The sequence below is a fragment of the Corynebacterium aurimucosum ATCC 700975 genome (assembly GCF_000022905.1).
Lineage (GTDB): Bacteria > Actinomycetota > Actinomycetes > Mycobacteriales > Mycobacteriaceae > Corynebacterium > Corynebacterium aurimucosum_F.
The window spans coordinates 411778-437188 of record NC_012590.1 but is presented as its reverse complement, the minus strand read 5'-3'; the positions used below and the strand labels follow the sequence as shown (position 1 = coordinate 437188).

The 25411-nt window shown below is 60.9% G+C and carries 33 protein-coding genes; 9 read left to right on the top strand and 24 right to left on the bottom strand.

Going from position 1 to position 25411, the window contains the following annotated elements:
- Positions 1-93: 93 nt before the first annotated feature.
- Positions 94-1419, bottom strand: coding sequence for a glycoside hydrolase family 32 protein (locus tag CAURI_RS02185; protein WP_010189637.1), 1326 nt, complete (start codon positions 1417-1419; stop codon positions 94-96).
- Positions 1420-1440: 21 nt separating this feature from the next.
- Here CAURI_RS02185 and CAURI_RS02180 point away from each other — a divergent pair, with 21 nt between their 5' ends.
- Together CAURI_RS02180 and CAURI_RS02175 are read left to right on the top strand one after the other, a co-directional pair.
- Complete coding sequence (locus CAURI_RS02180) at positions 1441-2310, top strand: carbohydrate kinase family protein (protein ID WP_010189638.1); 870 nt, start codon at positions 1441-1443, stop codon at positions 2308-2310.
- Complete coding sequence (locus tag CAURI_RS02175; protein WP_010189639.1) at positions 2307-2699, top strand: hypothetical protein; 393 nt, start codon at positions 2307-2309, stop codon at positions 2697-2699. The genes CAURI_RS02180 and CAURI_RS02175 overlap by 4 nt, the downstream gene beginning before the upstream one ends.
- A gap of 53 nt (positions 2700-2752) precedes the next feature.
- On the opposite strand, the gene CAURI_RS02170 is transcribed toward CAURI_RS02175, so the two are convergent.
- From CAURI_RS02170 to rpsJ, 12 genes are all read right to left on the bottom strand, one after another.
- Positions 2753-3475 (bottom strand): hypothetical protein, encoded by a 723-nt coding sequence (locus CAURI_RS02170; protein ID WP_010189640.1) that lies wholly within the window; start codon positions 3473-3475, stop codon positions 2753-2755.
- Positions 3476-3653: 178 nt separating this feature from the next.
- Positions 3654-3935 carry a 30S ribosomal protein S17 gene (gene rpsQ, locus CAURI_RS02165; protein WP_010189641.1) on the bottom strand — a complete coding sequence of 94 codons (282 nt, stop codon included), beginning with the start codon at positions 3933-3935 and terminating at the stop codon, positions 3654-3656.
- A 2-nt stretch (positions 3936-3937) separates the two neighbouring features.
- Positions 3938-4168: a 50S ribosomal protein L29 gene (gene rpmC / locus CAURI_RS02160; RefSeq protein ID WP_010189642.1), complete on the bottom strand. Its 231-nt coding sequence runs from the start codon at positions 4166-4168 to the stop codon at positions 3938-3940.
- On the bottom strand, positions 4168-4584 hold the full coding sequence (gene rplP / locus CAURI_RS02155) for a 50S ribosomal protein L16 (RefSeq protein WP_010189643.1): 417 nt from the start codon (positions 4582-4584) through the stop codon (positions 4168-4170). The genes rpmC and rplP overlap by 1 nt, the downstream gene beginning before the upstream one ends.
- Before the next feature lie 3 nt (positions 4585-4587).
- On the bottom strand, positions 4588-5334 hold the full coding sequence (gene rpsC, locus CAURI_RS02150) for a 30S ribosomal protein S3 (protein ID WP_010189644.1): 747 nt from the start codon (positions 5332-5334) through the stop codon (positions 4588-4590).
- Complete coding sequence (gene rplV / locus CAURI_RS02145; RefSeq protein WP_010189645.1) at positions 5334-5696, bottom strand: 50S ribosomal protein L22; 363 nt, start codon at positions 5694-5696, stop codon at positions 5334-5336. Before rplV ends, rpsC begins: the two co-directional genes overlap by 1 nt.
- A gap of 3 nt (positions 5697-5699) precedes the next feature.
- A complete protein-coding gene (rpsS, locus tag CAURI_RS02140; RefSeq protein ID WP_010189646.1) occupies positions 5700-5978 on the bottom strand; it encodes a 30S ribosomal protein S19 in 279 nt (92 codons plus the stop codon).
- A gap of 13 nt (positions 5979-5991) precedes the next feature.
- Complete coding sequence (rplB, locus tag CAURI_RS02135) at positions 5992-6828, bottom strand: 50S ribosomal protein L2 (RefSeq protein WP_010189648.1); 837 nt, start codon at positions 6826-6828, stop codon at positions 5992-5994.
- Positions 6829-6863: 35 nt separating this feature from the next.
- Positions 6864-7166 (bottom strand): 50S ribosomal protein L23, encoded by a 303-nt coding sequence (gene rplW / locus CAURI_RS02130; RefSeq protein WP_010189649.1) that lies wholly within the window; start codon positions 7164-7166, stop codon positions 6864-6866.
- The gene (gene rplD, locus CAURI_RS02125; RefSeq protein ID WP_010189650.1) at positions 7166-7828 is read right to left on the bottom strand and encodes a 50S ribosomal protein L4; all 663 of its coding nucleotides are present in this window, start codon (positions 7826-7828) and stop codon (positions 7166-7168) included. Before rplD ends, rplW begins: the two co-directional genes overlap by 1 nt.
- Positions 7825-8481: a 50S ribosomal protein L3 gene (gene rplC / locus CAURI_RS02120; RefSeq protein WP_010189651.1), complete on the bottom strand. Its 657-nt coding sequence runs from the start codon at positions 8479-8481 to the stop codon at positions 7825-7827. The genes rplD and rplC overlap by 4 nt, the downstream gene beginning before the upstream one ends.
- Positions 8482-8516: 35 nt before the next feature.
- On the bottom strand, positions 8517-8822 hold the full coding sequence (gene rpsJ, locus CAURI_RS02115) for a 30S ribosomal protein S10 (RefSeq protein ID WP_003848085.1): 306 nt from the start codon (positions 8820-8822) through the stop codon (positions 8517-8519).
- A 648-nt stretch (positions 8823-9470) separates the two neighbouring features.
- On the opposite strand from rpsJ, the gene CAURI_RS02110 reads away from it, so the two are divergent.
- The 7 genes from CAURI_RS02110 to CAURI_RS02080 all read left to right on the top strand — a co-directional run bounded on the left by CAURI_RS02110 (position 9471) and on the right by CAURI_RS02080 (position 13759).
- On the top strand, positions 9471-9968 hold the full coding sequence (locus CAURI_RS02110) for an Asp23/Gls24 family envelope stress response protein (protein WP_010189665.1): 498 nt from the start codon (positions 9471-9473) through the stop codon (positions 9966-9968).
- Between the two features lies 1 nt (position 9969).
- A complete protein-coding gene (locus CAURI_RS02105; protein ID WP_010189667.1) occupies positions 9970-10275 on the top strand; it encodes a hypothetical protein in 306 nt (101 codons plus the stop codon).
- A gap of 32 nt (positions 10276-10307) precedes the next feature.
- Entirely contained in the window at positions 10308-10502 is a 195-nt protein-coding gene (locus tag CAURI_RS02100) for a hypothetical protein (RefSeq protein WP_010189668.1), read from the top strand.
- Positions 10502-11404 carry an Asp23/Gls24 family envelope stress response protein gene (locus CAURI_RS02095; RefSeq protein WP_010189669.1) on the top strand — a complete coding sequence of 301 codons (903 nt, stop codon included), beginning with the start codon at positions 10502-10504 and terminating at the stop codon, positions 11402-11404. Before CAURI_RS02100 ends, CAURI_RS02095 begins: the two co-directional genes overlap by 1 nt.
- Complete coding sequence (locus CAURI_RS02090) at positions 11397-11975, top strand: DUF6286 domain-containing protein (protein WP_010189671.1); 579 nt, start codon at positions 11397-11399, stop codon at positions 11973-11975. Before CAURI_RS02095 ends, CAURI_RS02090 begins: the two co-directional genes overlap by 8 nt.
- Positions 11968-12534, top strand: a complete 567-nt coding sequence (locus CAURI_RS02085) for a hypothetical protein (protein ID WP_010189673.1) — start codon at positions 11968-11970, stop codon at positions 12532-12534. Before CAURI_RS02090 ends, CAURI_RS02085 begins: the two co-directional genes overlap by 8 nt.
- Before the next feature lie 88 nt (positions 12535-12622).
- Positions 12623-13759: an HNH endonuclease signature motif containing protein gene (locus tag CAURI_RS02080; protein ID WP_012714828.1), complete on the top strand. Its 1137-nt coding sequence runs from the start codon at positions 12623-12625 to the stop codon at positions 13757-13759.
- Positions 13760-14154: 395 nt separating this feature from the next.
- On the opposite strand, the gene CAURI_RS02075 is transcribed toward CAURI_RS02080, so the two are convergent.
- The 11 genes from CAURI_RS02075 to CAURI_RS02030 all read right to left on the bottom strand — a co-directional run bounded on the left by CAURI_RS02075 (position 14155) and on the right by CAURI_RS02030 (position 25275).
- A complete protein-coding gene (locus tag CAURI_RS02075; RefSeq protein WP_041729341.1) occupies positions 14155-14958 on the bottom strand; it encodes a hypothetical protein in 804 nt (267 codons plus the stop codon).
- Between the two features lie 108 nt (positions 14959-15066).
- Positions 15067-16257, bottom strand: coding sequence for an elongation factor Tu (gene tuf / locus CAURI_RS02070; protein WP_010189688.1), 1191 nt, complete (start codon positions 16255-16257; stop codon positions 15067-15069).
- Between the two features lie 369 nt (positions 16258-16626).
- Positions 16627-18753, bottom strand: a complete 2127-nt coding sequence (gene fusA / locus CAURI_RS02065) for an elongation factor G (RefSeq protein WP_010189691.1) — start codon at positions 18751-18753, stop codon at positions 16627-16629.
- A 302-nt stretch (positions 18754-19055) separates the two neighbouring features.
- Entirely contained in the window at positions 19056-19523 is a 468-nt protein-coding gene (gene rpsG / locus CAURI_RS02060) for a 30S ribosomal protein S7 (protein WP_010189692.1), read from the bottom strand.
- A gap of 6 nt (positions 19524-19529) precedes the next feature.
- The gene (rpsL, locus tag CAURI_RS02055; RefSeq protein ID WP_010189693.1) at positions 19530-19901 is read right to left on the bottom strand and encodes a 30S ribosomal protein S12; all 372 of its coding nucleotides are present in this window, start codon (positions 19899-19901) and stop codon (positions 19530-19532) included.
- A 251-nt stretch (positions 19902-20152) separates the two neighbouring features.
- Positions 20153-20755 carry an isopentenyl transferase family protein gene (locus CAURI_RS02050; protein WP_010189695.1) on the bottom strand — a complete coding sequence of 201 codons (603 nt, stop codon included), beginning with the start codon at positions 20753-20755 and terminating at the stop codon, positions 20153-20155.
- Positions 20756-20810: 55 nt separating this feature from the next.
- On the bottom strand, positions 20811-21533 hold the full coding sequence (locus tag CAURI_RS02045) for an energy-coupling factor transporter transmembrane component T family protein (protein ID WP_049754623.1): 723 nt from the start codon (positions 21531-21533) through the stop codon (positions 20811-20813).
- Between the two features lie 88 nt (positions 21534-21621).
- Entirely contained in the window at positions 21622-23058 is a 1437-nt protein-coding gene (locus CAURI_RS02040) for an ABC transporter ATP-binding protein (RefSeq protein ID WP_010189699.1), read from the bottom strand.
- A 115-nt stretch (positions 23059-23173) separates the two neighbouring features.
- Entirely contained in the window at positions 23174-23818 is a 645-nt protein-coding gene (locus CAURI_RS02035; protein WP_012714825.1) for an ECF transporter S component, read from the bottom strand.
- A 619-nt stretch (positions 23819-24437) separates the two neighbouring features.
- Entirely contained in the window at positions 24438-24581 is a 144-nt protein-coding gene (locus tag CAURI_RS13755) for a hypothetical protein (protein ID WP_010189701.1), read from the bottom strand.
- 70 nt (positions 24582-24651) lie between these two features.
- Positions 24652-25275, bottom strand: coding sequence for an ECF transporter S component (locus tag CAURI_RS02030; protein ID WP_010189703.1), 624 nt, complete (start codon positions 25273-25275; stop codon positions 24652-24654).
- Positions 25276-25411: the final 136 nt, after the last annotated feature.

The following is a 25411-nucleotide window of genomic DNA, read 5'->3' as shown; positions in this document are numbered from 1 at the left end:
GAGTGAGATGAACTAAATTGGGTCACTTTCCATTAGACATGTCACCCCACAGAAAGCCAAGCATTCGGACATAAATATAGGACGATTCACACCCTAACGGGCAATCCAGCCCTTCCACCGGGCATCGCTGGCACCAAAAACGACCGATGCCCCCGCAATCCGCCCATCACCCGCGAAGACTTCCACTGCGCAGCCATCCGCGATGAGCTCCACGGAGCCAGCCGGGCAGGGTACGATGCGCTCATCCTCACCCACCGCCAAACGGAGTTCTCCCCCGCCATAAGTGACGCGGAAGGCGTCGGCCCCGGAGTCGTCGACAAGCACGTACGTTCCCTCACCGGCCGTCAGCGTGGCTACCGAACCGAACCCAGCACGTGCTGCCTCCGGCGGCACAGCCGGCAGCGACCACAACGGCGCCTGGCGCACCCAGCCATCCTCCAGCCACACGCGCCGCGGCAGGGTGAGTGTGTGGACCCACCCTTCTTCCACAGTCGGGGTGTCATCCTGCGCGGGCAGCCCCATCCATCCCAGCATGATGGCTTCGCCATCCTTTTCCACCAGCTGCGGCGCATAAAACTGGTGCCCATAATCCAACTCGCTAAAGCCCCGCTCCACGTGGAAGACGGTGCCCTCCAGCCGGCCCACGAGGTAACCGCACTGATCGGAGGAGGCGTAGTGCGTGGTGTCGTCGGCAAGCACCGGCTCAAGACCTTGCGGGCAGATGACCAAGACGTCTTTGTCCTCCCCCGTCGCGCGGTCCCGGAGCGTGAGCAAGTTGGGGCACTCCCACATGTAGCCGCCCGGCACGAGGTCCGGGCTCAGGCCCGGCTGAGCACTCGAGGTATCAAAGGTGATCGCACCTTCAAAGGACCACTGCGCCAAGTCCGTGGACCGGTAGAGCACGGCGTGCCCTGTTTCATCCTCCGCCTGGGCGCCGAGCACCATGCGCCAACCCTGCGCGTCGCGGGTGATCTGGGGATCGCGATAGTGCCCCGTGAAGCCCTCCGCGGGGCCATTGATGAGCGGATTGGCGGAATCGTGCTCATAGAAGCCACCTTCTGGACCACCAGCATCGACGGCACGGACGCGATTCTGCGAGGGTATCCGCACGTCATCGCACTTGAGGTTTCCTGTATAAAACAGCCACACGTCCTCACCGTCAACCACCGCGCCGCCCGAGTAGCAACCATGGGCGTCGTGCTCCCGGATGGGGTACAGCGCGTCCGGGTAGTGTCGCCACGGCTTCGCCTCGCCCAAGGAAGCCACGGCATGCCCCCAGCCCGTCTGCTTAGCCGCGTGCGGGAAGCAGGGGTCATGCTGATAGTAAACATGCAGGTTGTTGCCGTCGATGAAGACTCCATTCGGGTCATTGAGACGGCCGGAGGGCGGGGAGAGGTGGAAAAGCGGACGGTAGTTCATGCTCTCGATAGTATGGATTCCATGGACATTATGGTGTGTGGCGAAGGCCTTGTTGACCTCGTCCCGCGCGGACGCGGGCAGCTGGTGGATTTAACACCGGCATTGGGTGGCGGTCCCTTCAACGTGGCGGTCGCGGCGAGCCGTCTGGGCGCTAGCGTGGGATTTCAGTCGCGGCTCTCGCGGGATGCCTTCGGGCAGGCGCTCATGGAGCGTCTACATAAAGAACGAGTGGATACTTCGCTCGTGCAGCGGGGTGAGGAACCCACGACGCTGGCGGTCTGCAACATCGGTGAGGACGGCTCAGCCACCTATTCCTTCTACACGGAGGGCACGGCGGACCGCCTAATAGAGCCTGCGCTTGCCGACGTCCCCTGGGCCTGCTTCGGCACCGTCTCCCTCGCCCTCGAACCTGGCGCCTCCCGTTATGCCGCGTTGCTGAAGGACCTTGCCGCGAAGGGCACCAAGGTCGCGCTGGACCCTAATATTCGCCCCTTCTTCGCCACCCCGGAGCACCGCGAGTTCTTGTTGTCTTTGTTGCCGCACGTCACGTTGCTGAAGTTGAGCGAAGAAGAAGTGGAATTCCTGGGCGAAGACGCACTGGCCCAAGTACCCGTCGTCGTGACCACGCGCGGCGCGGAAGGGCTGAGCGTACGCACGGATTCGGTGTCGCTGCAGGTCCCGCCGGTTAAGGTCGAGGTGGCGGACACCATCGGTGCTGGCGACACGGTCATGGCCGCGCTGCTGAGCCAGTTGCTAACGCGGGATATCAGCGCTTTAAGCGCCGAAGAGTGGCAGGAGATCCTCCACTTTGCGGCGACGGCCGCAGCCATTACGGTTTCGCGCACGGGCGCGCAGCCGCCCACGTTTTCTGACGTGGAGGAGCGCCTATGAAATATCCACTGCGCGCCGGCGTAGTGCACGGCCTGCTCTTTGTGCTGGTGGCCGTGGCCTTTATCCTGCCGGTACTCTTCGGCGCTGCAGCACTACTGCCGGTGCCGCTCGCGGCGTGGGCCTCGGTGGTGCTCGCTGCACTCGCGCTTGTCGACGCCTCCTACCACGCCTTCTCCCCTTCCCAGCGCCCCACCCGCGGTTTGCGAGCCCTTTCGGCTGTCGGGGGCGTCGCGCTCATCGCTGGCTGGTTGATGTGGCTGCGGATCTATAACACCATCGACCTGGTCAGCGCCATGCCCTACCGTATCGGCACGTTCCTTCTCGCGGTGGGCGCGGTGTTGAGCGCGTTCTGTTTCGCTATTGCACTCACGCACCGGGGCACACGCTAGGCTCTTGGACGCTTACGCCCCGGGTTCGCGGCCCGATTCAGAGCACGCGTTCCCTAGAGGACTTCGTCTGGGGTGTAGTCCACGTACAGCGCACCCATGGGAACGCTCGCATCGCTTTGCCACCAGCCACGGTCGGGCTCAAAGGGCAAGGTGACGTGCTTGCCCTCGTAGCCTGCCCACGCCCTTTTCTCAACGAGCCCAATGCAATTCTTGCCGGAAAAGGTCAACGTTTTCCGTGACGGGCTGCCACTCTTGTATCCGCTCAAGGTGGTAGGCGCATCCAAAGCCAAGAACCAGACTTCTGCCGAGGCGTAATCGGACACGACAATGCCTGGCACGCCACCATCGAGGTCGCCTGCTTTGACCTTGTGCACAGTGCCTGACACCGTGGTGGGAGCGTCAGCAGGATTGCCCTCGCTGGCAACGCGATCCTTTCGGTACTCGCACTTTTCGATGCCGCTGGCGACGGAGGTGTCCGCCTCGGCATTGTTTCCATCGGTGGATGCAGATGTCTTCGTGTCCTCGACGGTGCCAGAATTACCGGCACCAGGCGAGTAGCCCGCCGGAAGCGTCGGTTTGGGCCCTGCTGCTTCGATGCTCGGCTGTGGCTGTGCCTCCGATTCCGGATCAGGCTGTGCCGTTGGAACGTCCTCAGCGGATCCGACAGCCGGGGCGTCGGCAGCAACGGTAGCCGGCTCCTCTGCGGCGCAACCGACGAGGGTTGCTACGGAGGAAGCACAAACAAGCGTAAGCAGAGAGCGAGAGAGCGCGGACATAGAGAAATTAGCCTTTCAGGAGATGAACGGCCCTACCCTAGCACGTTCCCGCAGCTCACTCCGCATAAACGGAGACCACTCCCCTGTCAGGCTGCTGCCTATGGTGTGCCAAACCAGTGCATGAAAAAGGGCCCCCACGGTCACTGTGGGGGCCATTGTCATCGAGAAGGGCTAGATATTACTTAGCCTTCTCCACGATCTCGACGAGACGGAAGTGCTTGTCCTTGGACAGCGGGCGAGTCTCGGCGATGAGAACGCGGTCGCCGATGCCGGCGGTCTCGTTCTCGTCGTGCGCCTTAACCTTCTTGTTAGTGCGCATAATCTTGCCGTAGAGGGCGTGCTGCTTGCGGTCCTCGAGCTCGACAACGATGGTCTTATTCATCTTGTCGGAGACAACGATGCCGGTGCGGGTCTTGCGAGCGCCCTTTTCCTTCTTAGTGTTCACGTTTGCCTCACTCATGATTAAGCCTCAGCTCCCGGAGCAACGGACAGGCCCAGCTCACGCTCGCGCAGAACGGTGTAGATGCGGGCGATGTCGCGCTTAACCGTGCCGATGCGGCGGTTGTTGGTCAGCTGGCCAGTGGCCTTCTGGAAGCGAAGGTTGAAGAGCTCTTCCTTCGCATCTTTCAGGCGGTTTTCCAGCTCAGCGTTGTCGAGCTCACGGAACTCGTGGGCGGGGGTACCGGTAGCCATTAGAACTGGTCCTCCTTCTTGATGATACGGACCTTGCACGGAAGCTTCTGGCCAGCGCGGCGCAGAGCCTCGATGGCGGTAGCTTCGTTCGGGTAGGTCATCTCGAAGAGGATGCGGCCCGGCTTAACGTTGGCAACCCACTTCTCGACGGGACCCTTACCGGAACCCATACGCACGCCGAGCGGCTTCTGGGTCAGGGGGCGGTCCGGGAAGATGTTGATCCACACCTTGCCACCACGCTTGACGTGGCGGTTGATGGCAATACGTGCGGCCTCAATCTGGCGGTTGGTGATGTACGCCGGCTCGAGAGCCTGGATAGCGTAGTCACCGAAGTTGATGCGGTTACCGCCCTTGGACACACCCGAGCGGGTCGGGCGGTGCTGGCGACGGTACTTGACGCGCTTAGGAATCAGCATGGATTAGCCCTCCTGCTTCTGCTGTGCGCGCTGGCGACGCTGGCCACCACGACGCGGACGACCGTTGCGGTCACCGCGGCCACGGCCCTGCGCCGGAGCGTTCAGTTCGGACTCGCGGACGCCACCGACAACGTCACCCTTGTAGATCCACACCTTGATGCCGATGCGGCCGAAGGTGGTGTGGGCCTCTGCGGTGCCGTAGTCGATTTCGGCGCGAAGGGTGTGCAGCGGAACGCGACCCTCGTGGTAGCGCTCGGTGCGGGACATCTCAGCGCCGCCCAGACGACCAGACAGGAGGATCTTAATACCCTTAACCTGCGGCTGGCGCATAGCGGACTGGATGGCCTTGCGCATTGCGCGGCGGAAAGCCACGCGGTTGACCAGCTGCTCAGCGACAGACTGTGCCACCAGGGTGGCGTTGGCGTCGACCTGCTTGACCTCGAGGATGTTGAGGGCAACCATCTTGCCGGTGAGCTTCTCCAGCTCGCGGCGAATGCGGTCAGCCTCAGCGCCGCGGCGGCCAATCACGATGCCCGGGCGGGCGGTGTGAATGTCCACGCGGACGCGGTCGCGGGTGCGCTCGATGACGACGTCGGCGATGCCGGCGCGGTCGAGGCCCTTCTCCAGGTACTCGCGGATCTTGATGTCTTCGGCTACGTAGTTTGCGTAGTCCTTATCGGCGTACCAGTGGGTCTTCCAGTCGGAAGTGATGCCCAAACGTAGGCCGTGAGGATGGATCTTCTGGCCCATTACTTGGCCCCTTCCTTCTGGCTCTCGACAACCACGGTGATGTGGCTGGTGCGCTTACGAATCATGAATGCGCGGCCCTGTGCGCGCGGCTGGAAACGACGCATGGTCGGACCCTCGTTGGCATAAGCCTCGGAGATGACCAGGGTGCGCGGGTCCAGACCGAAGTTGTTCTCAGCGTTGGCAGCTGCGGATGCAACAACCTTGGCAACCGGCTCAGCGGCGCCCTGCGGAGCGTACTTCAGGATTGCAAGTGCCTCGGCTACGGACTTACCGCGGACCAAGTCGATGACGCGGCGTGCCTTCATCGGGGTAACGCGGACGTAGCGAGCCGTTGCGGATGCGGAGGTGATGGTGTCACTCATCGCTTATCGACGTCCCTTCTTGTCGTCCTTGACGTGACCCTTAAAGGTCTTGGTGGGTGCGAACTCACCGAGCTTGTGACCAACCATGGAGTCCTCGACGAACACCGGCACATGCTTGCGGCCGTCGTGGACGGCGAAGGTGTGACCGATGAAGTCGGGCAGAATGGTGGAGCGGCGAGACCAGGTCTTGATGACCTGCTTGGTGCCGGCCTCGTTCTGAGCATCAACCTTGTTGAGGAGGTGCTCATCGACGAACGGGCCCTTCTTAAGGCTGCGTGGCATTGTTTACCTCCTCTTAGCGCTTCTTGTTCGGGCGACGACGGCGCACGATCATGTTGTTCGAGTAACGGTTCGGGTTGCGGGTGCGGCCTTCCTTGTGGCCCCACGGCGACACCGGGTGGCGACCACCCGAGGTCTTACCCTCACCACCACCGTGCGGGTGGTCAACCGGGTTCATAACGACACCGCGGACGGTCGGGCGGACGCCCTTCCAGCGCATACGGCCGGCCTTGCCCCAACGGATGTTCATCTGGTCAGCGTTGCCAACCTCACCGACGGTGGCGCGGCAACGGATGTCGACGCGACGGATCTCGGAGGACGGCATACGCAGGATGGCGTACTTGCCTTCCTTACCCAGCAGCTGGATGGAGGCACCAGCGGAGCGGGCCAGCTTCGCGCCAGCGCCCGGCTTGAGCTCCACAGCGTGGATGGTGGTACCAGTCGGGATGTTACGCAGCGGCAAGTTGTTGCCAACCTTGATATCTGCGTTCGGACCAGCCTCAACGATGGTGCCCTGCTTCAGGCCCTTCGGGGCGATGATGTAGCGCTTCTCGCCGTCTGCGTAGTGCAGCAGGGCGATGTTGGCGGTACGGTTCGGGTCGTACTCGATGTGTGCGACCTTTGCAGGGATGCCGTCCTTGTCGGTACGACGGAAGTCGATCAGACGGTAACGGCGCTTGTGGCCACCGCCGATGTGGCGGGTGGTGATGCGGCCGTAGTTGTTACGACCACCAGTCTTGCTCAGCGGGCGCAGCAGGGACTTCTCCGGGGTCGAGCGAGTGATTTCCTCGAACTCGGACACGGAGGATGCGCGGCGACCCGGAGTTGTCGGCTTGTACTTACGAATAGCCATAATTCTTCCTTTTCCTTTCGGCTCTTCGGTGGGGCTTAAGCGCCTGCGCCGAAGACGTCGATGGAGTCGCTGCCTTCACGGAGCGTCACGTAGGCGCGCTTGGTGGACTTACGCTGACCGTAGCCGGTGCGGGTGCGCTTGCGCTTGCCTGCACGGTTCACGGTGTTCACGGAAGCAACCTTCACGCCGAAGATCTGCTCGACGGCATCTTTAATCTGGGTCTTGTTGGAGTCCGTGGAGACGTAGAACGTGTAGACGTTCTGCTCCATCAGGCCGTAGGACTTCTCGGACACAACCGGTGCGATGATGACGTCGCGCGGGTTAGCGAGCTTAGCCATTACTTCTCCTCCTTAGCTTCCTCGGCGGCGCCGGTAGCGCGCTCGACGAAGGTGTGCAGGGCCTCAACGGAGAACACAACGTCGTCCGAGTAGAGGACGTCATAGGTGTTCAGCTGGCCGGCGTCCAGGATCTGGACGTTCGGCAGGTTGTTGGCGCTGCGGCGAGCATTGATGTCCTCGCGGCCGATGACCAGAAGAACATTCTTGCGGTCGGTGAGGCGCTCGATGAAAGCCTTGGCCTGCTTGGTGGACGGGGTCTGGCCCGGGACGAGCTCCTCGATGACGTGGATGCGCTCGTTACGTGCACGGTCAGACAGTGCGCCGTAGAGAGCAGCCTTGATCATGCGCTTCGGGGTGCGCTGGGAGTAGTCACGCGGGACCGGGCCGTGCACGGTGCCACCACCGGTGTAGTGAGGCGCACGGATGGAGCCCTGGCGGGCGCGGCCGGTGCCCTTCTGACGGAACGGCTTGCGACCACCGCCGCGGACCTCGCCGCGAGTCTTGGTCTTGTGGGTACCCTGACGAGCAGCAGCGAGCTGTGCGTTGACAACCTGGTGCATCAAAGCAATGGATGCCTCGGTGTCAAAGAGCTCGGCCGGCAACTCAACGGTGCCGTTGGTCTTACCGTCAGCGGTCTGGACGTCTAGCTTGAGGTTGCTCATGCGTGTGCACCGCCCTTCACTGCGGTCTTAACGGTGACGAGGCCACCGCGCGCACCCGGGATAGCACCCTTGATGAGCAGCAGGTTGGACTCGGCATCAATCTTCTGAATCTTCAGGTTCTGGGTGGTCACGCGGTCCTGGCCCATGCGGCCAGCCATGCGCTTACCCTTGAAGACGCGGCCCGGGAACGAAGCGCCACCAATGCCACCAACGCGGCGGTGAGCAGCCTGGTTACCGTGGGCAGCGCCCTGGCCTGCGAAGCCGTGGCGCTTCATGGCGCCAGCGTAGCCGTGACCCTTGGTGGTGCCGGTAACGTCAACGAAGGACACGCCCTCGAAGATGTCCACCTTGACCTCCTGGCCGACCTCGTATGCGGAGGTGTCGTCCATGCGGATCTCAGCGACGTAACGGCGCGGGGTCACGCCAGCCTTCTTGAAGTGACCGGTTGCAGGCTTGTTGACCTTGCGCGGGTCCTTCTCGCCGAAGGCAATCTGGATGGCGTTGTAGCCATCGGTTTCTTTCGTACGGATCTGGGTAACCACGCACGGGCCAGCCTCGACGACGGTCACCGGCACAACGCGGTTCTCCTCGTCGAAGACCTGGGTCATGCCGAGCTTGGTGCCCAGAATTCCCTTGATCTCGTTTTCACTCATTGTTTGTTCTCCACCAAATACGTTGTGTCGATCGCTTACTGGATATTCACGTCGACGCTTGCCGGAAGGTCGATGCGCATGAGGGCGTCAACGGTCTTCGGGGTCGGGTCGAGAATGTCGATGAGGCGCTTGTGAGTGCGCATCTCGAAGTGCTCGCGAGAGTCCTTGTACTTGTGCGGAGAACGAATAACGGCGTATACGTTCTTCTCGGTTGGGAGCGGCACCGGGCCGACAACACGAGCACCCGTACGGGTAACGGTCTCGACGATCTTCTTAGCAGAAGCGTCGATGGCCTCGTGGTCGTAGGCCTTCAGCCGAATGCGGATTTTTTGTCCCGCCACGCTTATCCTCTTCCTCGCTTCCCCACTTTCACATTCCCGGCGTATCCGGGGCGTGAAGCGGTGGGAAATTGCTTCTCGATTTCTCTATAACGTTGTCCGGGCTGGAAGCCATGGCTCAACGCCAGTTGTCTGACTGTCATGACGACCACGAGAGTGACTTAAGGCAAAAGCCCAGAGTGCAGTGCTCGTGACGGGGTACAAGACCCGTAGTCAAAGTAAATAGGAAGAAGACTGGGGCGTTAGATCTCAATGATCCGCAACCAAAGTCTTATTCATATACTGCCGCTGTTTATTTGCCATGCCCCTTCTCCGGTCCATCTTCTCGGGATTGTCTCTGCTCAAGCGCGGACCTAGCCCGATCGGATGACCTTCGCGTGTAGTTCTAAAAGAACCCCACAACAAAGGTGTCATGTTCGCCTTACCAGCAACAACGCCCTACAAGCTGAAGCCTGTGGTTACGTCGCTGTGTTAAAGCAACCCCTGTATTTAAGCACGTAACCTCGCGTTTTCCAAACTCCTGCGGAAACAGTGGGTAACATCACGTTTTGGCCAAGGATTGACTCTCCGCCGCCCCGCGGACCGCGTTCGCGGTTAAGCTCGTGACGTAGATACATACCTACATCAACTACACAATGAGAGGGATCCACCATGGCTGAGAACACCACCCCCAAGGACGTCGCCGAGCAGACCGCCCCGGCGAACGACACCACCCCGGCCCCTGCCCCGGAGCGCAACAAGAACCTGGAGACCGATTTCGGCACCACCCGCATCGATGATGTCGTTGTGTCCAAGATCGCCGGCATCGCCGCCCGCGAGGTTTCCGGCGTCGCTGCCCTCGGCGGCGGTGGCGCCCGCATGATGGGCTCCATCCGCGAATCCTTCGGCGCTTCCGAGGACGTCCGCCAGGGCGTGAGCGTCGAGGTGAACAACGGCACCGCTTCCATTGATATCGCCATCATCGCCGAGTACGGCGTGGCCATCCACGAGCTCGCCGAAGCCATCCGCCGCAACATCATGAATGCGGTCGAGCGCATGACCGGCCTGTCCGTCGATCGCGTCGACGTCGTCGTCCACGACGTCAAGCTGCCGCGCGAAGAGGACGAGTCCACCGAGGCAACTCCGGCGGTTACCCAGGGCCAGGCATAACGTGACCTCTGCCGAGCTCACCCTCCCCCTTGCCACGTCCATAGCGGCGGCGGTGACGGATCTGAGGGGCGTCGCCAAGCTTTCGCCCGGCCGGTTCGGGGAGGTCGCGCTGCTCTTTCCTGGTGAGCGCGTGCACGGCATCCGCCGCCCCAGCCCGCAGGATGACACGCACCTGGAGCTGCACATTGTCGTTGATGTCAGCGCAGGCGTGCCACTCGCCGAGCTTGGCGACGTCACCCGCACCACCGTCCGCGCCACCTGGCCCGCAGTGCGCCGCGTAGACGTGGTCTTCGACGACGCGGTCTAAAAGGAACCGACATACAGAACTAAAGGAAAACCATGAAGAACTACACCTCCCTCGGCGTGATCGCCGGCTTGGTTCTGGCCTTTTTCATCTACCTCGGCGTGTGGTACGTCGCCCTCGCGGTCTTGCTTGCCGCGGTCGGCGGCGTCATCGGCGCGCATTTCGACGGCCGCATTGACCTCACCGCGGTGTGGAAGGGCGTGGTCGGCCAGGATAGAGGCCGAGGCTAGTGAGCACCGAATCAACCGGGGTCGCCCTCTTCGGGCGAACCCGCTTTTCCCTGCGCGCGATGGAGAAGGTCATTAACGCCGCCATTGCGAGCGTGTCGGGGACCGCGGCTGTCGACGCCAAATTAGCCGGCCTCGCCGGCCGCGCCTTTCCGCGCGTGATGGCGCAAATGGATCCGGATACGCAGATGGTGGCGGTGGATGTCGACATCGCTGTGTACTGGCCCTCCCCCGTCACCGAGGTGGCGAAGGCAGTTCGCACGGCAATCCGGGAGGCAGTCCGCGATTTCACAGGTTTTCGCACCACTCGCGTCAACGTAACGGTGGGCGGTGCGGTCCCAGGCGAGCGCACAACCGCGCCGGCGGTCGAGACACGCGCGCCACTGTCGGCGCAGATTCCGGCGATTGTTCCGGAGCGCGCTGTGAAGCCGGTGGACGTAAGCCAGCGCGCCGCGGTGCGCCAAGTGTCGACCCCGGCGCCGGTCCCTGTACGCACGGTGAGGGTGCCGGAGGCGGTGCGGGTGAGGGGCGTCGGCAAGCCTGCGGACGTTAAGGTGCGCACGGAAGGTTTCGGCCCCGGCGAGAATCGCTACGACAAGCTGCGCCCCATCCACACGCCCGAACCGCAGCCGCTGCGCGCAGTCACGGATCCTGCGCCGGTACAGGTCCGCTCGGTGCCTGCGCCACGGGAGTTCGCGCTGCGCCACGTCGAAGTGCCCCGCCCGGTTGAACCGCGCGGCGTGGACCTTCCGCACACTTCTCCGCTTCGCGTCCCGCATGCCAAGCCGCTTCAGCTTCGCCCAATTGCGATTCGGCCCTCGGCCGAGTTCACACGCCGGGTAGACGTTCCACGTCCGGTGCCGCTGCGCGCCATCACCATCCGCGAAGGAGGTCATCATGAGTGAGAACTCGCTGCCCGCTGGCTTTGGCCAACGCCCGAAAGCCTCCCCACCGGCGCGGGGGTGGACCATCATCGTGGGCATCCTGCCGCTCGCGGCCGCCGTCGTCGTGGGGCGTGAGGCCTGGGTGGCAGGTGCCAACGAGGGCGCAACCTCGTGGCTGCAGCCCTTCATCGACGTGATGTCCTCGCCGGAGATCCATACATGGATGCTTGTGGCCGGGGGCGTGGCGATCTTCGTCGGGTTGATTCTGTTGTGGGCGGCGTGTGCGCCGCGGAAGACAACGCACGTGCGGATTGGCTCCGAGGATGCGTCGATGTGGCTGCGCGCGGTGGATATTGCGCGGGTGGCGTCGGCAACGGCGCGTCGGGTGCCGGGAACGACGGCGGCGCGGAGTCGGGCCAAGATCACCAAGGAGCGCTCCCGTATCACGGTCACGGCCACGGGCGATGCCGATGATGCGCAGCTTAAGGAGCGCGTGACTGAAGCGGTGACGGCGGCGCTGGCGGCTATCACGCCAGCCCCGGAGGTTACCGTGGTGATTGAGAATGAACAGGAGGACATCGCCAATGTCTAAGAAGCTTGCCGGTGTGGACCGTGCGCTTTTGGCCATACTGGGAATCCTGCTTATTGCCTTGGGGGTGTGGCCGATCCTCATCCACTTCGACGTGTCTTTCGCTACGTACTTGGCCTCGTGGGTGGACCACGACACGTGGGCGGGTCTGCCTGGGCAGTCTTGGTGGCCTTTTGCGCTGGGCTTGGCGACGATCATCTGTGCCCTCACCGGCCTGTGGCTGGTGATAAGCAACCTGCGCCATCATCGCTTTAATTCGATGCCCTCGGAGGAATCGAATGAGGAGGGTGCGATTAAGACGGAGATGCCCGCGATTGCAGGGGCGGTAGCGGATACTCTCGCTGACATTGAGGGCGTGGAGAAGGTATCGCGGCTGGTGGCCTACGACCGCTCGCGGCCGACGCTGCAATATGAGGTGCTGGCGGATCCCGATACCCCGCTGCTGCGTATTAAGGATGCCATTGAGGTCAATGACCGCGACTTCCGCGCGGCCTTCCCGGACGTGGATGTGGATACGCGGTACAAGGTTCATTTCACGAAGGTCCGCAACGCGGTCACATAGGATTCTTTCCTACTCATAAGCAGCCACTGAGCTGGTTGTTTGTTCCTCCGGTTGCGGGGTGCATAGACCTGTTTTAGTCTCTGTGCCCATGGGGGATATCGAAACCTACATCCACCTACGCAACTCGGGGATCGCGCTGGTGGAACATATACCTGGCACACCCGACGAGCTCCGCACGCTCGGCGCAGATGCCTCCGATGCCGCCGAGCTTGCCGGCCTGCACCAGGTGTATTTCGGCCCCACCCGCTATACGGGTAAACAACGCAAAGCCCGCCACGCAGCCCTTCAACAACGCCACAGCCTCGGCACCCTCACACTCATCGAAACCTACGTTTCCAAAATCAAAAAGACCCTCGATGCGTGGAACCTCAGAGCAAAACTCGCCGCCACCCCCGCACACCGCATCCCCACCGTCGCCGCCACGCGCCTGAAAGAACTGCGCTCTAAGCGCACAGCCAAACCAGGTGTACGTATCACCTACAGATCCGAAGGCCCCAACACCCTCTCGATTACCGACGACGCCACCACGATCGCCAACATGCGCGGCGTACTCGAATCCACCAACAACACCGACCTGCTAAAGGCCGCCAACGACATCTTCTTCAAAGAGTCAGGCGGTTCTAAACCCGCGGTGCGCACCCAAGTCATCATCACCCTCAACGAGCTCGACCAGATCATCAACGGCGACGGCGACGAAATAGAGCTCAACCTGACTAATGGTGGGCGCATGACCGGCAAAGAATTCCTCACCCACAAGTTTGCCGAAATAGGCTACGCCACCATCGTCCACCCCCTCGACGGGCCCATCAACACCTGGCGCCTATCGCGCGGAGCAAACCTCAACCAACGCCTTACCCTGCATGCCGAATTCCACACCTGCTCAAGACCAGGGTGTAACAAGCCAGCGGATTACTGCCACGTCCATCATTTGGTGCCCTGGCAGGCAGGTGGCTACACCAACATCAACAACCTGACCTTCTTGTGTGCCTACCACAACGGCATTAATGATGATGACCCTTTAAGGCCTACCGGGCGCGGCTACATGTACCGGCTGAACACCGGGGTTAGCTTCATCCCACCCTGGGGCACACCAATTACCGCAATGCCGGAATACCAAGAAGCACTAGCCAGACTCAACACCGAGAAAGCCGCAGGACAAGCCATCACAACAACCCCGGCTACACCACCAGAGCAGCCACCAGACCCACCACCCGACAGCAGCTAACACCCGCAGACACCGCAGACCGGAACGGCAGAAAGGAAAGGCTCACCACCTGCACCAGCACCACCCCGATGGAAGCACCCGCTAACCACAGCAAGGTACGCGGGCGCATCGGCGAGCCCTATGCGAGCGCCACCCGTCAACCAAATCCAGGCTGACGGGGGAATCGGCGATCTCAGGTCCCGCCGCACGTGCTGCTGGAAGTAGCAGGGGCAGAGACAACAGGCCTCCTTAAGCCCTTAAAGGGCGCCGCCAGGATTGCGGGGAAATTGGCGATCCCCGACCCCGCTGCGCGTGCCGCCGGAAACAGCAGGAGCAACGGGGATTCTTAAGCCCTTAAAGGCGAAGCCGCCATTTACAGCCAGGCTACGGAGGAAGGCTCGGCGCTTCAGGACTGATTAATGGGGTGGCGAGGAAGGGGGGCTCCAAGGCTCAGACTCTGCGAGGATGAGCTCCTTGATGACTCCAAACGAGTGCAGGGTGCCGCGCGAAAGATGGATGCGGAGGGGCTTTCCGATTTCGCCTTCTTCGATACGATGCCAGGAGAAATCAGTGCGGATGAGCTCGCGGTTCTTGCGCTCGACGATATGCAAGCCATGGTCGAGGAGGATTGTCTCCATATCGGTGCGGATAAACCACACGCGGTCCCCCACGCTGCGGCGCTTCAAGCCAGTCAAACTGCGATTGTCCTCGCACAGGCGGGTAACAGACTCGATGACGCCGAAGCGATGCTCGAAGCCTTCCGTGTCTGCGAGGACAAGCGGGCGGCCTGGGCCCACCGGAGGGAGCGCTGAGACCTGCCACGCCACAGGTTGCCCGCGCTGTCCCTCCTTGGACACCGATCGCACTACAGCCATGCAACCGGGGCGTGAAATCTGGGCTTCAGAGGGCTCGGTGAGGGCCTTGGCAACTGGGACCGCCGAGGCCTTAGAAAGTGCGTTAGGCGTCAAGGTGACGCGGTGGGAAGGGGTGACGACGAGCCAGAGGCCTTCGGTGATGAGGTGGGCGTCGAGAGGCACGAGCGGCGGGTGGACGGCCGCCATGGACTCGAGGCGGGCGGTGAGTTCGTCGTCAGGCACGCCCCAGCCATAGCCTTCAGCGGCCAGCATGCCGAACAGGGTTCCCAAGGGAAGATCCGGTTGGCCTTCCCACGCGGCGCGCAACGCGGCGAGGGTGCGGTCAATACGGGTTGGGTCAAACATGACTCCCAAGCCTAGTAGGCCCGCGATCACCAAAGCCGCCCAACCCCGTCAGGGATTGAGCGGCTTTCAGACCTGCTAATCAGGAAGGGCCTTAAGCCCTAGCGAGAATTAGTCGAGGATCTTGGTAACGCGGCCAGCGCCGACGGTGCGGGAGCCCTCGCGGATAGCGAAGCGCAGGCCCTCGTCCATAGCGACCGGCTGGATGAGCTCGACGGACATCTCAACGTTGTCGCCCGGCATAACCATCTCGGTGCCCTCAGGCAGCTTGATAACGCCGGTAACGTCGGTGGTGCGGAAGTAGAACTGCGGACGGTAGTTGTCCATGAACGGGGTGTGGCGGCCGCCCTCTTCCTTCTTCAGGACGTAGACGGAACCCTCGAACTTGGTGTGCGGGGTGTAAGCGCCCGGCTTGATGCAAACCTGGCCACGCTCAACCTCTTCACGCTTGGTACCACGCAGAAGCAGACCACAGTTGTCGCCAGCCTCGGTGTAGTCCATCATCTTGCGGAACATCTCGATACCGGTAACGGTGGTGGACATGGACTTGTCCTTGATACCGATGATCTCGATGTCCTCGTTGACGTTCAGGGAGCCACGCTCAACACGGCCGGTAACAACGGTACCGCGGCCGGTAATGGTGAAGATGTCCTCGATCGGCATCAGGAACGGCTTGTCCAGCTCGCGCTCCGGATCCGGGATGGAGTCATCGCAAGCCTGCATCAGGTCGATGACAGACTGTACCCACTTCTCGTCGCCCTCAAGAGCCTTCAGAGCGGAGATGTGAACGATCGGAGCTTCCTCGTCGTAGTCCTGCTCGGCGAGCAGCTCGCGGATCTCCATCTCGACGAGCTCGATGATTTCCTCATCGTCAACCATGTCGCACTTGTTCAGTGCAACGAGGATGTACGGAACGCCAACCTGGCGAGCCAGCAGAACGTGCTCGCGGGTCTGCGGCATCGGGCCATCGGTTGCAGCAACAACCAGGATAGCGCCGTCCATCTGAGCAGCGCCGGTAATCATGTTCTTGATGTAGTCGGCGTGGCCCGGGGCGTCCACGTGTGCGTAGTGGCGCTTCGGGGTGGAGTACTCAACGTGGGAGATGTTGATGGTAATACCGCGCTCCTTCTCCTCAGGAGCCTTATCGATCATGTCGAAGGCGAAAGCGGTGTTCTCCTCCGGGTAAGCGTCAGCCAGAACCTTGGTGATCGCTGCGGTGGTGGTGGTCTTGCCGTGGTCGACGTGTCCGATGGTGCCGATGTTCACATGCGGCTTCGTACGCTCGAACTTCTCCTTTGCCACTGTTTGTCCTCCTGGACTCTATGGCGGCTACGTATTTCGCAGCCACGTGGTTTGTATTGCCATTGGCACTTCGGGCCGAAGCCCATAAGCGCTAATGACGCTTTCTTACGTGCCAGTTACACGATCCTAGATTTATGCCGCAGTTTTTTCAAACTGCCCAAATAGGAGGTAACCCCGCCCAACACGTGCGGACGTTGACCCTCGACAAGAATCAATTTAAAGGATCCTGGGAGGGTAACGGCCGGCTCAACGCGCAAAATGTTTACGCACTCAGCGGACCGCTACCTTCCCAGCGCTGGGAGTTGGTGTCTACTGGCGAAGACTACCAGCCCCCACTGGGAGGGGAATCGATCGGTTCCCCTTTAGCCCCTAGGCCTTGGAGCCGGTGCGCTCCTCGATGATCTCCTGTGCCACGGAGGACGGAACCTCAGCGTAGGAATCGAAGACCATGGTGAAGTTTGCACGGCCAGCGGTGGAAGAACGCAGGTCACCGATGTAGCCGAACATCTCGGACAGCGGAACCTTAGCCTTAACCACCTTGGCGCCGGAGCGGTCTTCCATAGCGAAGACCTGGCCACGGCGGGAGGAGATGTCACCGTTAACGGTACCCATGTACTCCTCCGGGGTCACGACCTCAACGGCCATGATCGGCTCAAGCAGAACCGGCTTAGCCTTGGCAACGGCCTCCTTGAGGACCTGGGAGCCAGCGAGCTTGAAGGCCATCTCAGAGGAGTCGACGTCGTGGTAAGCGCCATCCTCGAGGGTGGCCTTGATGTTCACCAGCGGGAAGCCAGCGACGAAGCCGTACTGCATAGCGTCCTGAATACCAGCGTCGACGGACGGGATGTACTCCTTCGGAACGCGGCCACCGGTGACCGCGTTCTCGAACTTGTAGGTTGCGGACTCGCCCTCTTCCAGCTCCTCCGGATCCGGGTTGTAAGGCTCGATGGTAACGATGACCTTTGCGAACTGGCCGGAGCCACCGGTCTGCTTCTTGTGGGTGTAGTCGAGGGACTCGACCTTCTTGCGAATGGTCTCGCGGTAAGCAACCTGCGGGTTACCGATGTTTGCCTCAACCTTGAACTCGCGCTTCATACGGTCAACCAAGACGTCCAGGTGCAGCTCACCCATGCCGCCGATAACGGTCTGGCCGGATTCTTCGTCGAGCTGGACCGTGAAGGTCGGGTCCTCTTCAGCCAACTTCTGAATAGCGGTACCCAGCTTCTCCTGGTCAGCCTTGGTCTTCGGTTCAATAGCAACCTGGATAACCGGATCCGGGAAGTCCATGGACTCGAGGATGATCGGGTTGTCCGGGTTACAGAGGGTATCACCGGTGGTGGTTTCCTTCAGGCCGATGAACGCGTAGATGTTACCGGCGTCAGCGTGCTCGACCGGGTTCTCCTTGTTCGCGTGCATCTGGAAGAGCTTGCCCACGCGCTCCTTCTTGTTCTTGGTGGAGTTGAGCATGTTCTCGCCTGGGATAGCCTGGCCGGAGTAAACGCGCACGTAGGTGAGCTTGCCGAAGAACGGGTGTACGGCAATCTTGAAGGCCAGTGCGGAGAACGGCTCCTGAACGGAAGGCTTACGGGTCAGGGTCTCCTCGCCATCGAGGGAGGTACCGTTGACCTCGCCGATGTCCAGAGGGTTCGGGAGGTAGTCAACAATGGCGTCGAGCAGCGGCTGAACACCCTTGTTGCGGTAAGCGGTACCGCAGAAGACCGGGTAGATCTCGGAGTTAACGGTCAGCTTGCGGATAGCGCCCTTGATTTCCTCAATGGTCAGCTCTTCGCCGCCGAAGTACTTCTCCATGAGCTCTTCGTCAGACTCAGCGACGGTCTCGAGCAGCTTCTCGCGGTACTCCTCAGCCTTCTCCTGAAGGTCGGCCGGGATCTCCTCGATGGTGCCATCGGTACCAATCTCGGTCTTGCCGCGCCAAGTGATGGCCTGCATGTTGATCAGGTCGACGACGCCGTCGAAATCATCCTCAGCACCGATCGGCAGCTGCATAACCAACGGCTTAGCGCCGAGGCGATCGATGATGGTCTGAACGGTGAAGTAGAAGTCAGCGCCCAGCTTGTCCATCTTGTTGACGAAGCAGACACGGGGAACGTCGTACTTAGCAGCCTGGCGCCACACCTGCTCGGACTGCGGCTCCACGCCTTCCTTACCGTCGAAGACAGCAACAGCGCCGTCGAGAACACGCAGGGAGCGCTCAACCTCAACGGTGAAGTCCACGTGACCCGGGGTGTCAATGATGTTGATCTGGTTATTGTTCCAGAAACAGGTCACAGCGGCGGACGTAATGGTAATGCCGCGCTCCTTCTCCTGCTCCATCCAGTCAGTGGTGGCGCCACCGTCGTGGGTCTCGCCGACCTTGCGGTTGATGCCGGTGTAGTAGAGGATGCGCTCGGTGGTGGTGGTCTTACCCGCATCGATGTGCGCCATGATGCCGATATTGCGGACCTTGTGCAGATCCTTAAGCACTTCTTGTGCCACAGTTAATACCCCAACTTAATTGTCGTCGACGCCGGCGTCAGTTATGCACTGACGCAACTTCAAATGACGTCTTCATGGATAGGTCTTGGTCTATTTTGCCACGTCTAGGCTTCTTCGTCAGCGTGAGAGCTAAAGCCCACGCCATAAAAAATAGCCCGAACAACGCTATTCAAGTTTAGGTTCCCCACTAGCTAGCGTGCAGAGCTCCACCAAAGGGAGCGAGAACACGCACTGTCAGCGCAGGTAAACGATGATATCGCTGTTCGAGCCATGATGCCATGTGGCGGGTTCTACCGGCGGGATTACCAGCGGTAGTGAGCGAAGGCGCGGTTGGCCTCAGCCATCTTGTGAGTATCCTCACGACGCTTAACAGAAGCGCCCAGGCCGTTGGATGCATCGAGGATCTCGTTGGCGAGACGCTCGATCATGCTGTTCTCACGACGCTGACGGGTGAAGGTCACCAACCAACGCAAAGCCAGGGTGTTGGAACGAGCCGGCTTAACCTCAACCGGCACCTGGTAGGTAGCGCCACCCACGCGGCGGGAGCGGACCTCGAGGTCCGGGCGGATGTTGCCCAGAGCCTTCTCCAGGGTGCCAACCGGGTCGGTACCGGTCTTCTCGCGGCAAACCTCAAGAGCGCCGTAAACGATGCGCTCAGCGGTGGACTTCTTGCCGTCACGCAGGATCTTGTTCACGAGCATGGTGACCTGCTCGGAGTTGTAAACCGGGTCCTTAACTACAGGACGCTTCGGTGCAGCATTCTTACGCATTGTTGATTACTGTCCCTTCTTTGCGCCGTAGCGGGAACGAGCCTGCTTACGGTCCTTCACGCCCTGGGTATCCAGTGCGCCGCGGATAATCTTGTAGCGAACACCCGGGAGGTCCTTCACACGACCACCGCGGACGAGCACCATGGAGTGCTCCTGCAGGTTGTGGCCCTCACCCGGAATGTAGGCGGAAACCTCGATACCGGAGGTCAGGCGCACACGGGCAACCTTACGTAGAGCCGAGTTCGGCTTCTTCGGGGTGGTGGTGTACACGCGGGTGCACACGCCACGGCGCTGCGGGGAGCCCTTCAGGCCGGCCGTAGCAACCTTGGCCTTCTTGGAGTGGCGGCCCTTTCGGACCAGCTGCTGAATAGTTGGCATAAATCTAGTCTTTCTCTATGACTTCGGCTTGAACTGACCGCTTTCACAAGTCCAAACATGCAAAAATAGGGGCTCTTCTCCGGGGCCCTTCCGCATGTCCAGAACGTCCCTCAACCACAGAATGGTCGAGATACCGATCAGACTTTTCATCTCCTATAAAGATGAAACCTTGAACAGACTACCACCACCCCGCTGATCTGCTCAAATCCATGATGTGGCTGCTTGGCTTGGCACTCAAGCTGCAGTGAGTATTAGCGCCACTCCCAGGTCAGGTCCGCCTCCACCGCGCGCTCAGCGAAGTGCTGTTGCTCCTGCTTCTCCCAGGTTTCAAACCACTCTTCGTAGCCAGGGTCGCGCTCAAGGGCGCGCTCGCGACGCTTCTCACGCGGCCCGTCGATGCGCACGGTCACCACGGAGCCGCGCTCGTTGGCGGCGGCTACGGTGGCCTCAGTAACCGAACCTACGCCTTCAACGATCAGATCGTCGCGCTCATCCAAACTAGCCCAGTCCTTCGGCGCGTTGGCTTCCCAGTCCCAGCGCCAATAGCCCGGGTTATTCTCCCGCAGCACTTGTTCCGAGACCATCTTTGAGCCTTCTTGCAGCCCATGCCAACCAGGATAGAATTCGTCGAGGTGGACAACGCGCCATCCAGTGCGCTCCGCCAGCGCCACGGAGGTCCAGGTCTTGCCGGCGCCCGAGGGGCCGTCGATAAGCACGGTAATTGGGCGCATCGGCCGCTTACGTGCCGCCGCGAGCGACATCACATCATTCAAGAGCCTGTCCATCTCGGCGGCGTTGGTATCGGCAGTTCCCTTACCGCCTTCCCGATGGTCCGTGCGGTCCGTGTCCTGCATGTTGTCTTTCACCACTTCTGGGTTTGTCTAGCGTGCAGCTTTTAAGAGAGTCATCCTAGAGTCCAAAAAATCTCCAGGACCCACTGAGAACCGAAACTACCACCGGAAGCGCCGCAAGGCCGGTTCCCACCACCATCACCAGCCAGTCCCGGCCGGCGAGACGTGAGGGCCGCGCCCAGGTGCGCTGGCCACCGCCCGGCGGTGTGCGCCCGAATCCGCGCGCCTCCATCGCCGTGGCCAGCTTCCCGCCGCGGCGCAGGGCCAACACCAACAACCCGAAGGACATAGTGATGAGGTGCTTGATGCGGCCTTCGTCAGTAAGCCCACGCGCACGCCGCGCCATGGCCAGGTACTGCCAGTCTGATTTAAAGAGCGTCATCATGCGCACCCCGGCCACAGCACCGATAACGAAGCGTGAGGGAAGCTTGAGGATCTGCGAGAGGGCATCCCCCAGCTCCGTCGGGTCAATATCCCGCGCCAGCACCACCATGGGCAACGCCACCGCCAGCACACGCACAGTAATGGCGATGGCCAGCTCTAGCGAGTTATCACTCACCGTAATCAGCCACCAGCTGAAGTACTCCCTGCCACCGGGCGCACCGTAGAGCAACATCGAAATTCCGGACAACGGCGCAATAAGAAACAGGAACCACCCAGCCTTCACCAACCGCGGCCACGACACCCCACACAGCGGCGCGAAAAGAAGCGTCATAACCAACGACACGACTGCGGAGACCCAATCCACCGAAAGCAACAAGGGCGTAACCCACACGAACATCAGAAAGATGCGTGTCAGCGGATTCACCCCGCGCAGCAAACCAGCACTGCCCAAACGGCCAGCGCCCTTCACGCTCACCGAAGACGAATTAGCCACGGCTCACCTCCACGCGGTGGTCACCCAACGCGGAAATAAACAGCGGATCGTGGGTGACTGAAGCAATCGTCGTCCCCTCATCCGCCATGCGCCGCAATAACCACACCAGCTCTGTGAAGGTATGGGGGTCTTGGCCGAAAGTCGGCTCATCAAGAAGCAGCACCTCCGGCGCCGTGACCAACGCCGTGGCCACGGACAACCTGCGCTTTTCCCCTCCGGAGAGAGTAAACGGATTGGCGTTGAGCAGATGCCCCAGGCGCAGCGACTCCACGAGCTCCGCAATGCGCGCCTCCGGCACCTCGCGGTGCATAACCCGGGGTGCTACGCGCAGCTCTTCTGCCACTGTGCGGGCGACGAACTGATGCTCCGGGTTCTGGAAGACGAACCCAATGCGGTCCGCCAACTCCCGGGACTTCCACGTCAGCGGCGAACCTTTCAGCCCTCGGCGCACGTACTCTGCCACACCAATCTCTCCGGAGACTGCCGGAAGCAATCCTGCGACCGTCATCAGCCACGTGGTCTTGCCCGCACCATTTGGCCCAGTAATCACCGTGGACATCCCCCGCGGCAGGGCGTAGCTACGCGGCGGCCCGAAGCGGGTGACCAGGTCCGTACTCCACAGCGCCGCCGTCTCCGGTACTGCCCCAGTGTTGCTTGGCGACGTCCCGCCGATCTCCCGCGCCCGCGGCAAACCGCTAATAGACCGCGACGCTACCACAGTGTCTAAAGGACCGTCAGCGACGATGCGCCCGTCCTTCAGCTCAATAGCTCGGTCGAGCACGCCTTTCCACGCCGCGTGCTGGTGCTCTACAACGATGAGGGTTGCACCCGTGCGCTCCACCATGGTCGTTACGGCCTCGATGACCTCACGCGCACCCTCCGGGTCGAGGTTCGCCGTCGGCTCATCCAGCAGCACCATGCCCGCCCCCATCGCGATGACACCAGCCAAGGCTAGGCGTTGCTTCTGCCCACCGGAGAGCTGCTCGGTGGGAAATGACAAGTCCACCGATGGCCCCACCATCGATAGCGCCGCCGACACCCGCTGCCAAATCTCCGAGCGTGGGTAGGCCAAGTTCTCACAACCAAAGGCCACGTCATCGCCCACGCGCGCGGCAATCACCTGCGAGTCCGGATCCTGCAGGACCAGCCCCACCGGAATCGTGCGTCCGGGTGGCTCCACGTGGCCAGAGGCATCTTCAAGAAGAATCTCCCCGACACGGGTACCTTCATCATCCCCACCAAGCACGCCCGCTATGGCTGCCAGCAGCGTGGATTTCCCGGAACCGGAATCACCGCACAGCAGCACCTTCTCCCCCGGCGATACAACCAAATCAATATCCGCCAGCGCCGGCGCACGCCTCCCTGCATGCGTCCAGCCATAGCCACGGGCCACAAGCTTCGTGGCCCCAGCACTACCCACATCAGCCATCAGAACCAGCCATCACAGTCAGCAACGCCAACCAACCTCAGTCAAAGATTCACAAACAACAAACAACGCGAAACAAGCAGCAAGCAACGAGCAAATAGCCTCAAGCAATACTCGTTTAAGCACTGTGTTGTTCGCGGCCGACCGCAAAGCGGTCCAGCGCACCAGTCTTCGCAAGAGCCTTAACCACGAAATAGCCCACGGCACCCGCCAACACAGCACCGGATATGCTCAGCGTCACCAGGTAGATGATGTTGAACTGCAGAGTCTTGCCCAGGTTTCCGGAAGTAAACAGCTCCAGGACAAACGCACCCCAGCCCGCAGCCATGCCACCGAGCATCGCAATACCCAAGCCAAAGCGGCGGTAGAGGAAAATAGCCAAGACAATCTCGACACCAATGCCCTGCGCAATACCGGAGTACAACGTACTAATCCCCCACTGGGAGCCCAGCACCGCCGACACGATGGCCGCCAGCAACTCCACATAAAGTGCAGCACCCGGCTTGCGGATAATCAGGCCACCGACAACACCACCCAGCAGCCAAATACCAGTAGCAATACCACCCAAGCCCGGTGTGAGCGCGTCCATAGCCTGAAACCAGGCGTATCCCACCGTGTTCCATGCCAGGAACACAATTCCGCACGCCACACCCAGCACGGACGCCACCACGATGTCAACGACGCGCCAATTCAAACTGCGTGAAGCAACACCATTCGCAGTTTCGCCGCTATTAACAAATCCACCATGAGATACAGAGTTCATGATCCCTCCCTTTCGCCGGCATTATCCGGATCAGGTTCGACGGTTCGCCGCTACTCAGCGGCATCTCAGCCTCCCCAGCCAATCCATGCACAACCCAATAAGACAAAAGAAATGGAATCGGGTTAAGCGCAATCAAGGCAAACAAGGAAGCACCCGTGACGATGTGTAATTGGAAGCCGCCAGCGCCAAAAGAGCACCAGCTAAGCACGCTCAAAAAGCACTGTCAGCTTAGCAAGAAGGACCTCACGAGAGCACATCTACCTCTGCTTTAGACAAAAGAAGCGAGCCGCTAGTTCAGGAGAAAACGAATGTACCCCGTCGCGTCCTCTGACCTACGCGACGGGGTACGTGCACACCGGCTTCAACAAGGCAGCGGCCATGAGCCTCCACTCGTACAGCTTAAGGAAAGGAGAAACTTCGGTAGAGACCAAAAAGATGGGCATTAACAAATAGTGTTTCGGAATTATCGAACAAGCACTATCTAGAAATGAACTTTCAAACAGTACCAGCCGAAAAAGCTTGACTGCAAAGTCTCACTTCATCAACTCTCAAGTCGGGTAGGAGGTTAACGCACCCCCCAGGGTGGTGTTCGCGGACGACACCCGTCCCTGTACTTTGATTACTTAGAGACACCTGCACCCAGAGCACAAGCATCAACACTAAGCCCCATAGCCAGAGCACCAGCATCAATCAACGCTACAGAGCCAGCAGCCTGCTGGTGGTCGCCACCAAAGCGCTCCAAATCGGCATCGCTATCAGCCATGCCACCAGCTAGCGGCCTACCGAACGTACCAATCTTCTTTTGTGAAGATGATGACCATCGAGACCTCACTTTAAAGTTTATAGAACGCCGACCGCACCGTCATGGCTAGTAGGTAGGACACCGGCGCCACGGTCACGACGGTAACGAGGAATTGAATGACTTCGGCGCGGAACTGAATCGCGGCATCACCGGGAGCGAGGTCGCGGGTGACGAAGGTGGCGATTCCAGTGACTAGCACAGCAGCAGCGCCAGCGAGTGCCCCGCTGAGAATAGTGAAGCGCGTGTATTTGAAGGCGAAAAAGGCCGCTTCCATGGCCAAGCCCGTCGCGATGATTGTTGACCACCCCAACTGATCAAAGCTCCCAACCAACGCACGGCACAAAATAACGGTCATGACATAGCCCACGAAGGCCGCACCCGGCTTGCGGGTGGTCAAGGCCGCGCACAGAGCACCCATAAACTGCAGCACCCATAAGGCAGAGAGTAGAACCATCAGATTCTCCCAACTGAGGGGCATATCCTCCCCCTCTGCCACTCGTTGAAAAATCGCTGCTTTGCCCCACAGCAGCAATGCGCCCATGAGGGAGAAACCCATGACAACAAGGGCGTCAACCCCTGTCCATGCCTTACTGCTTTCGGCAGTCGCGCGCGAGGATGAAGTCGAATCGTGGACTTTCTTGTTGGACTGGGTCATGGTTACGGCCCTTCTTGATTGGAGTACGGGGTCGATTGAGGCTGGTCTAGTAACGCTGTTGTTGGCTATGCCGTTGGCGCTATTCTAAGCAAAGCCAAATAATCCCGGATACCAAAAAGACCCGCACCTCTTCCCC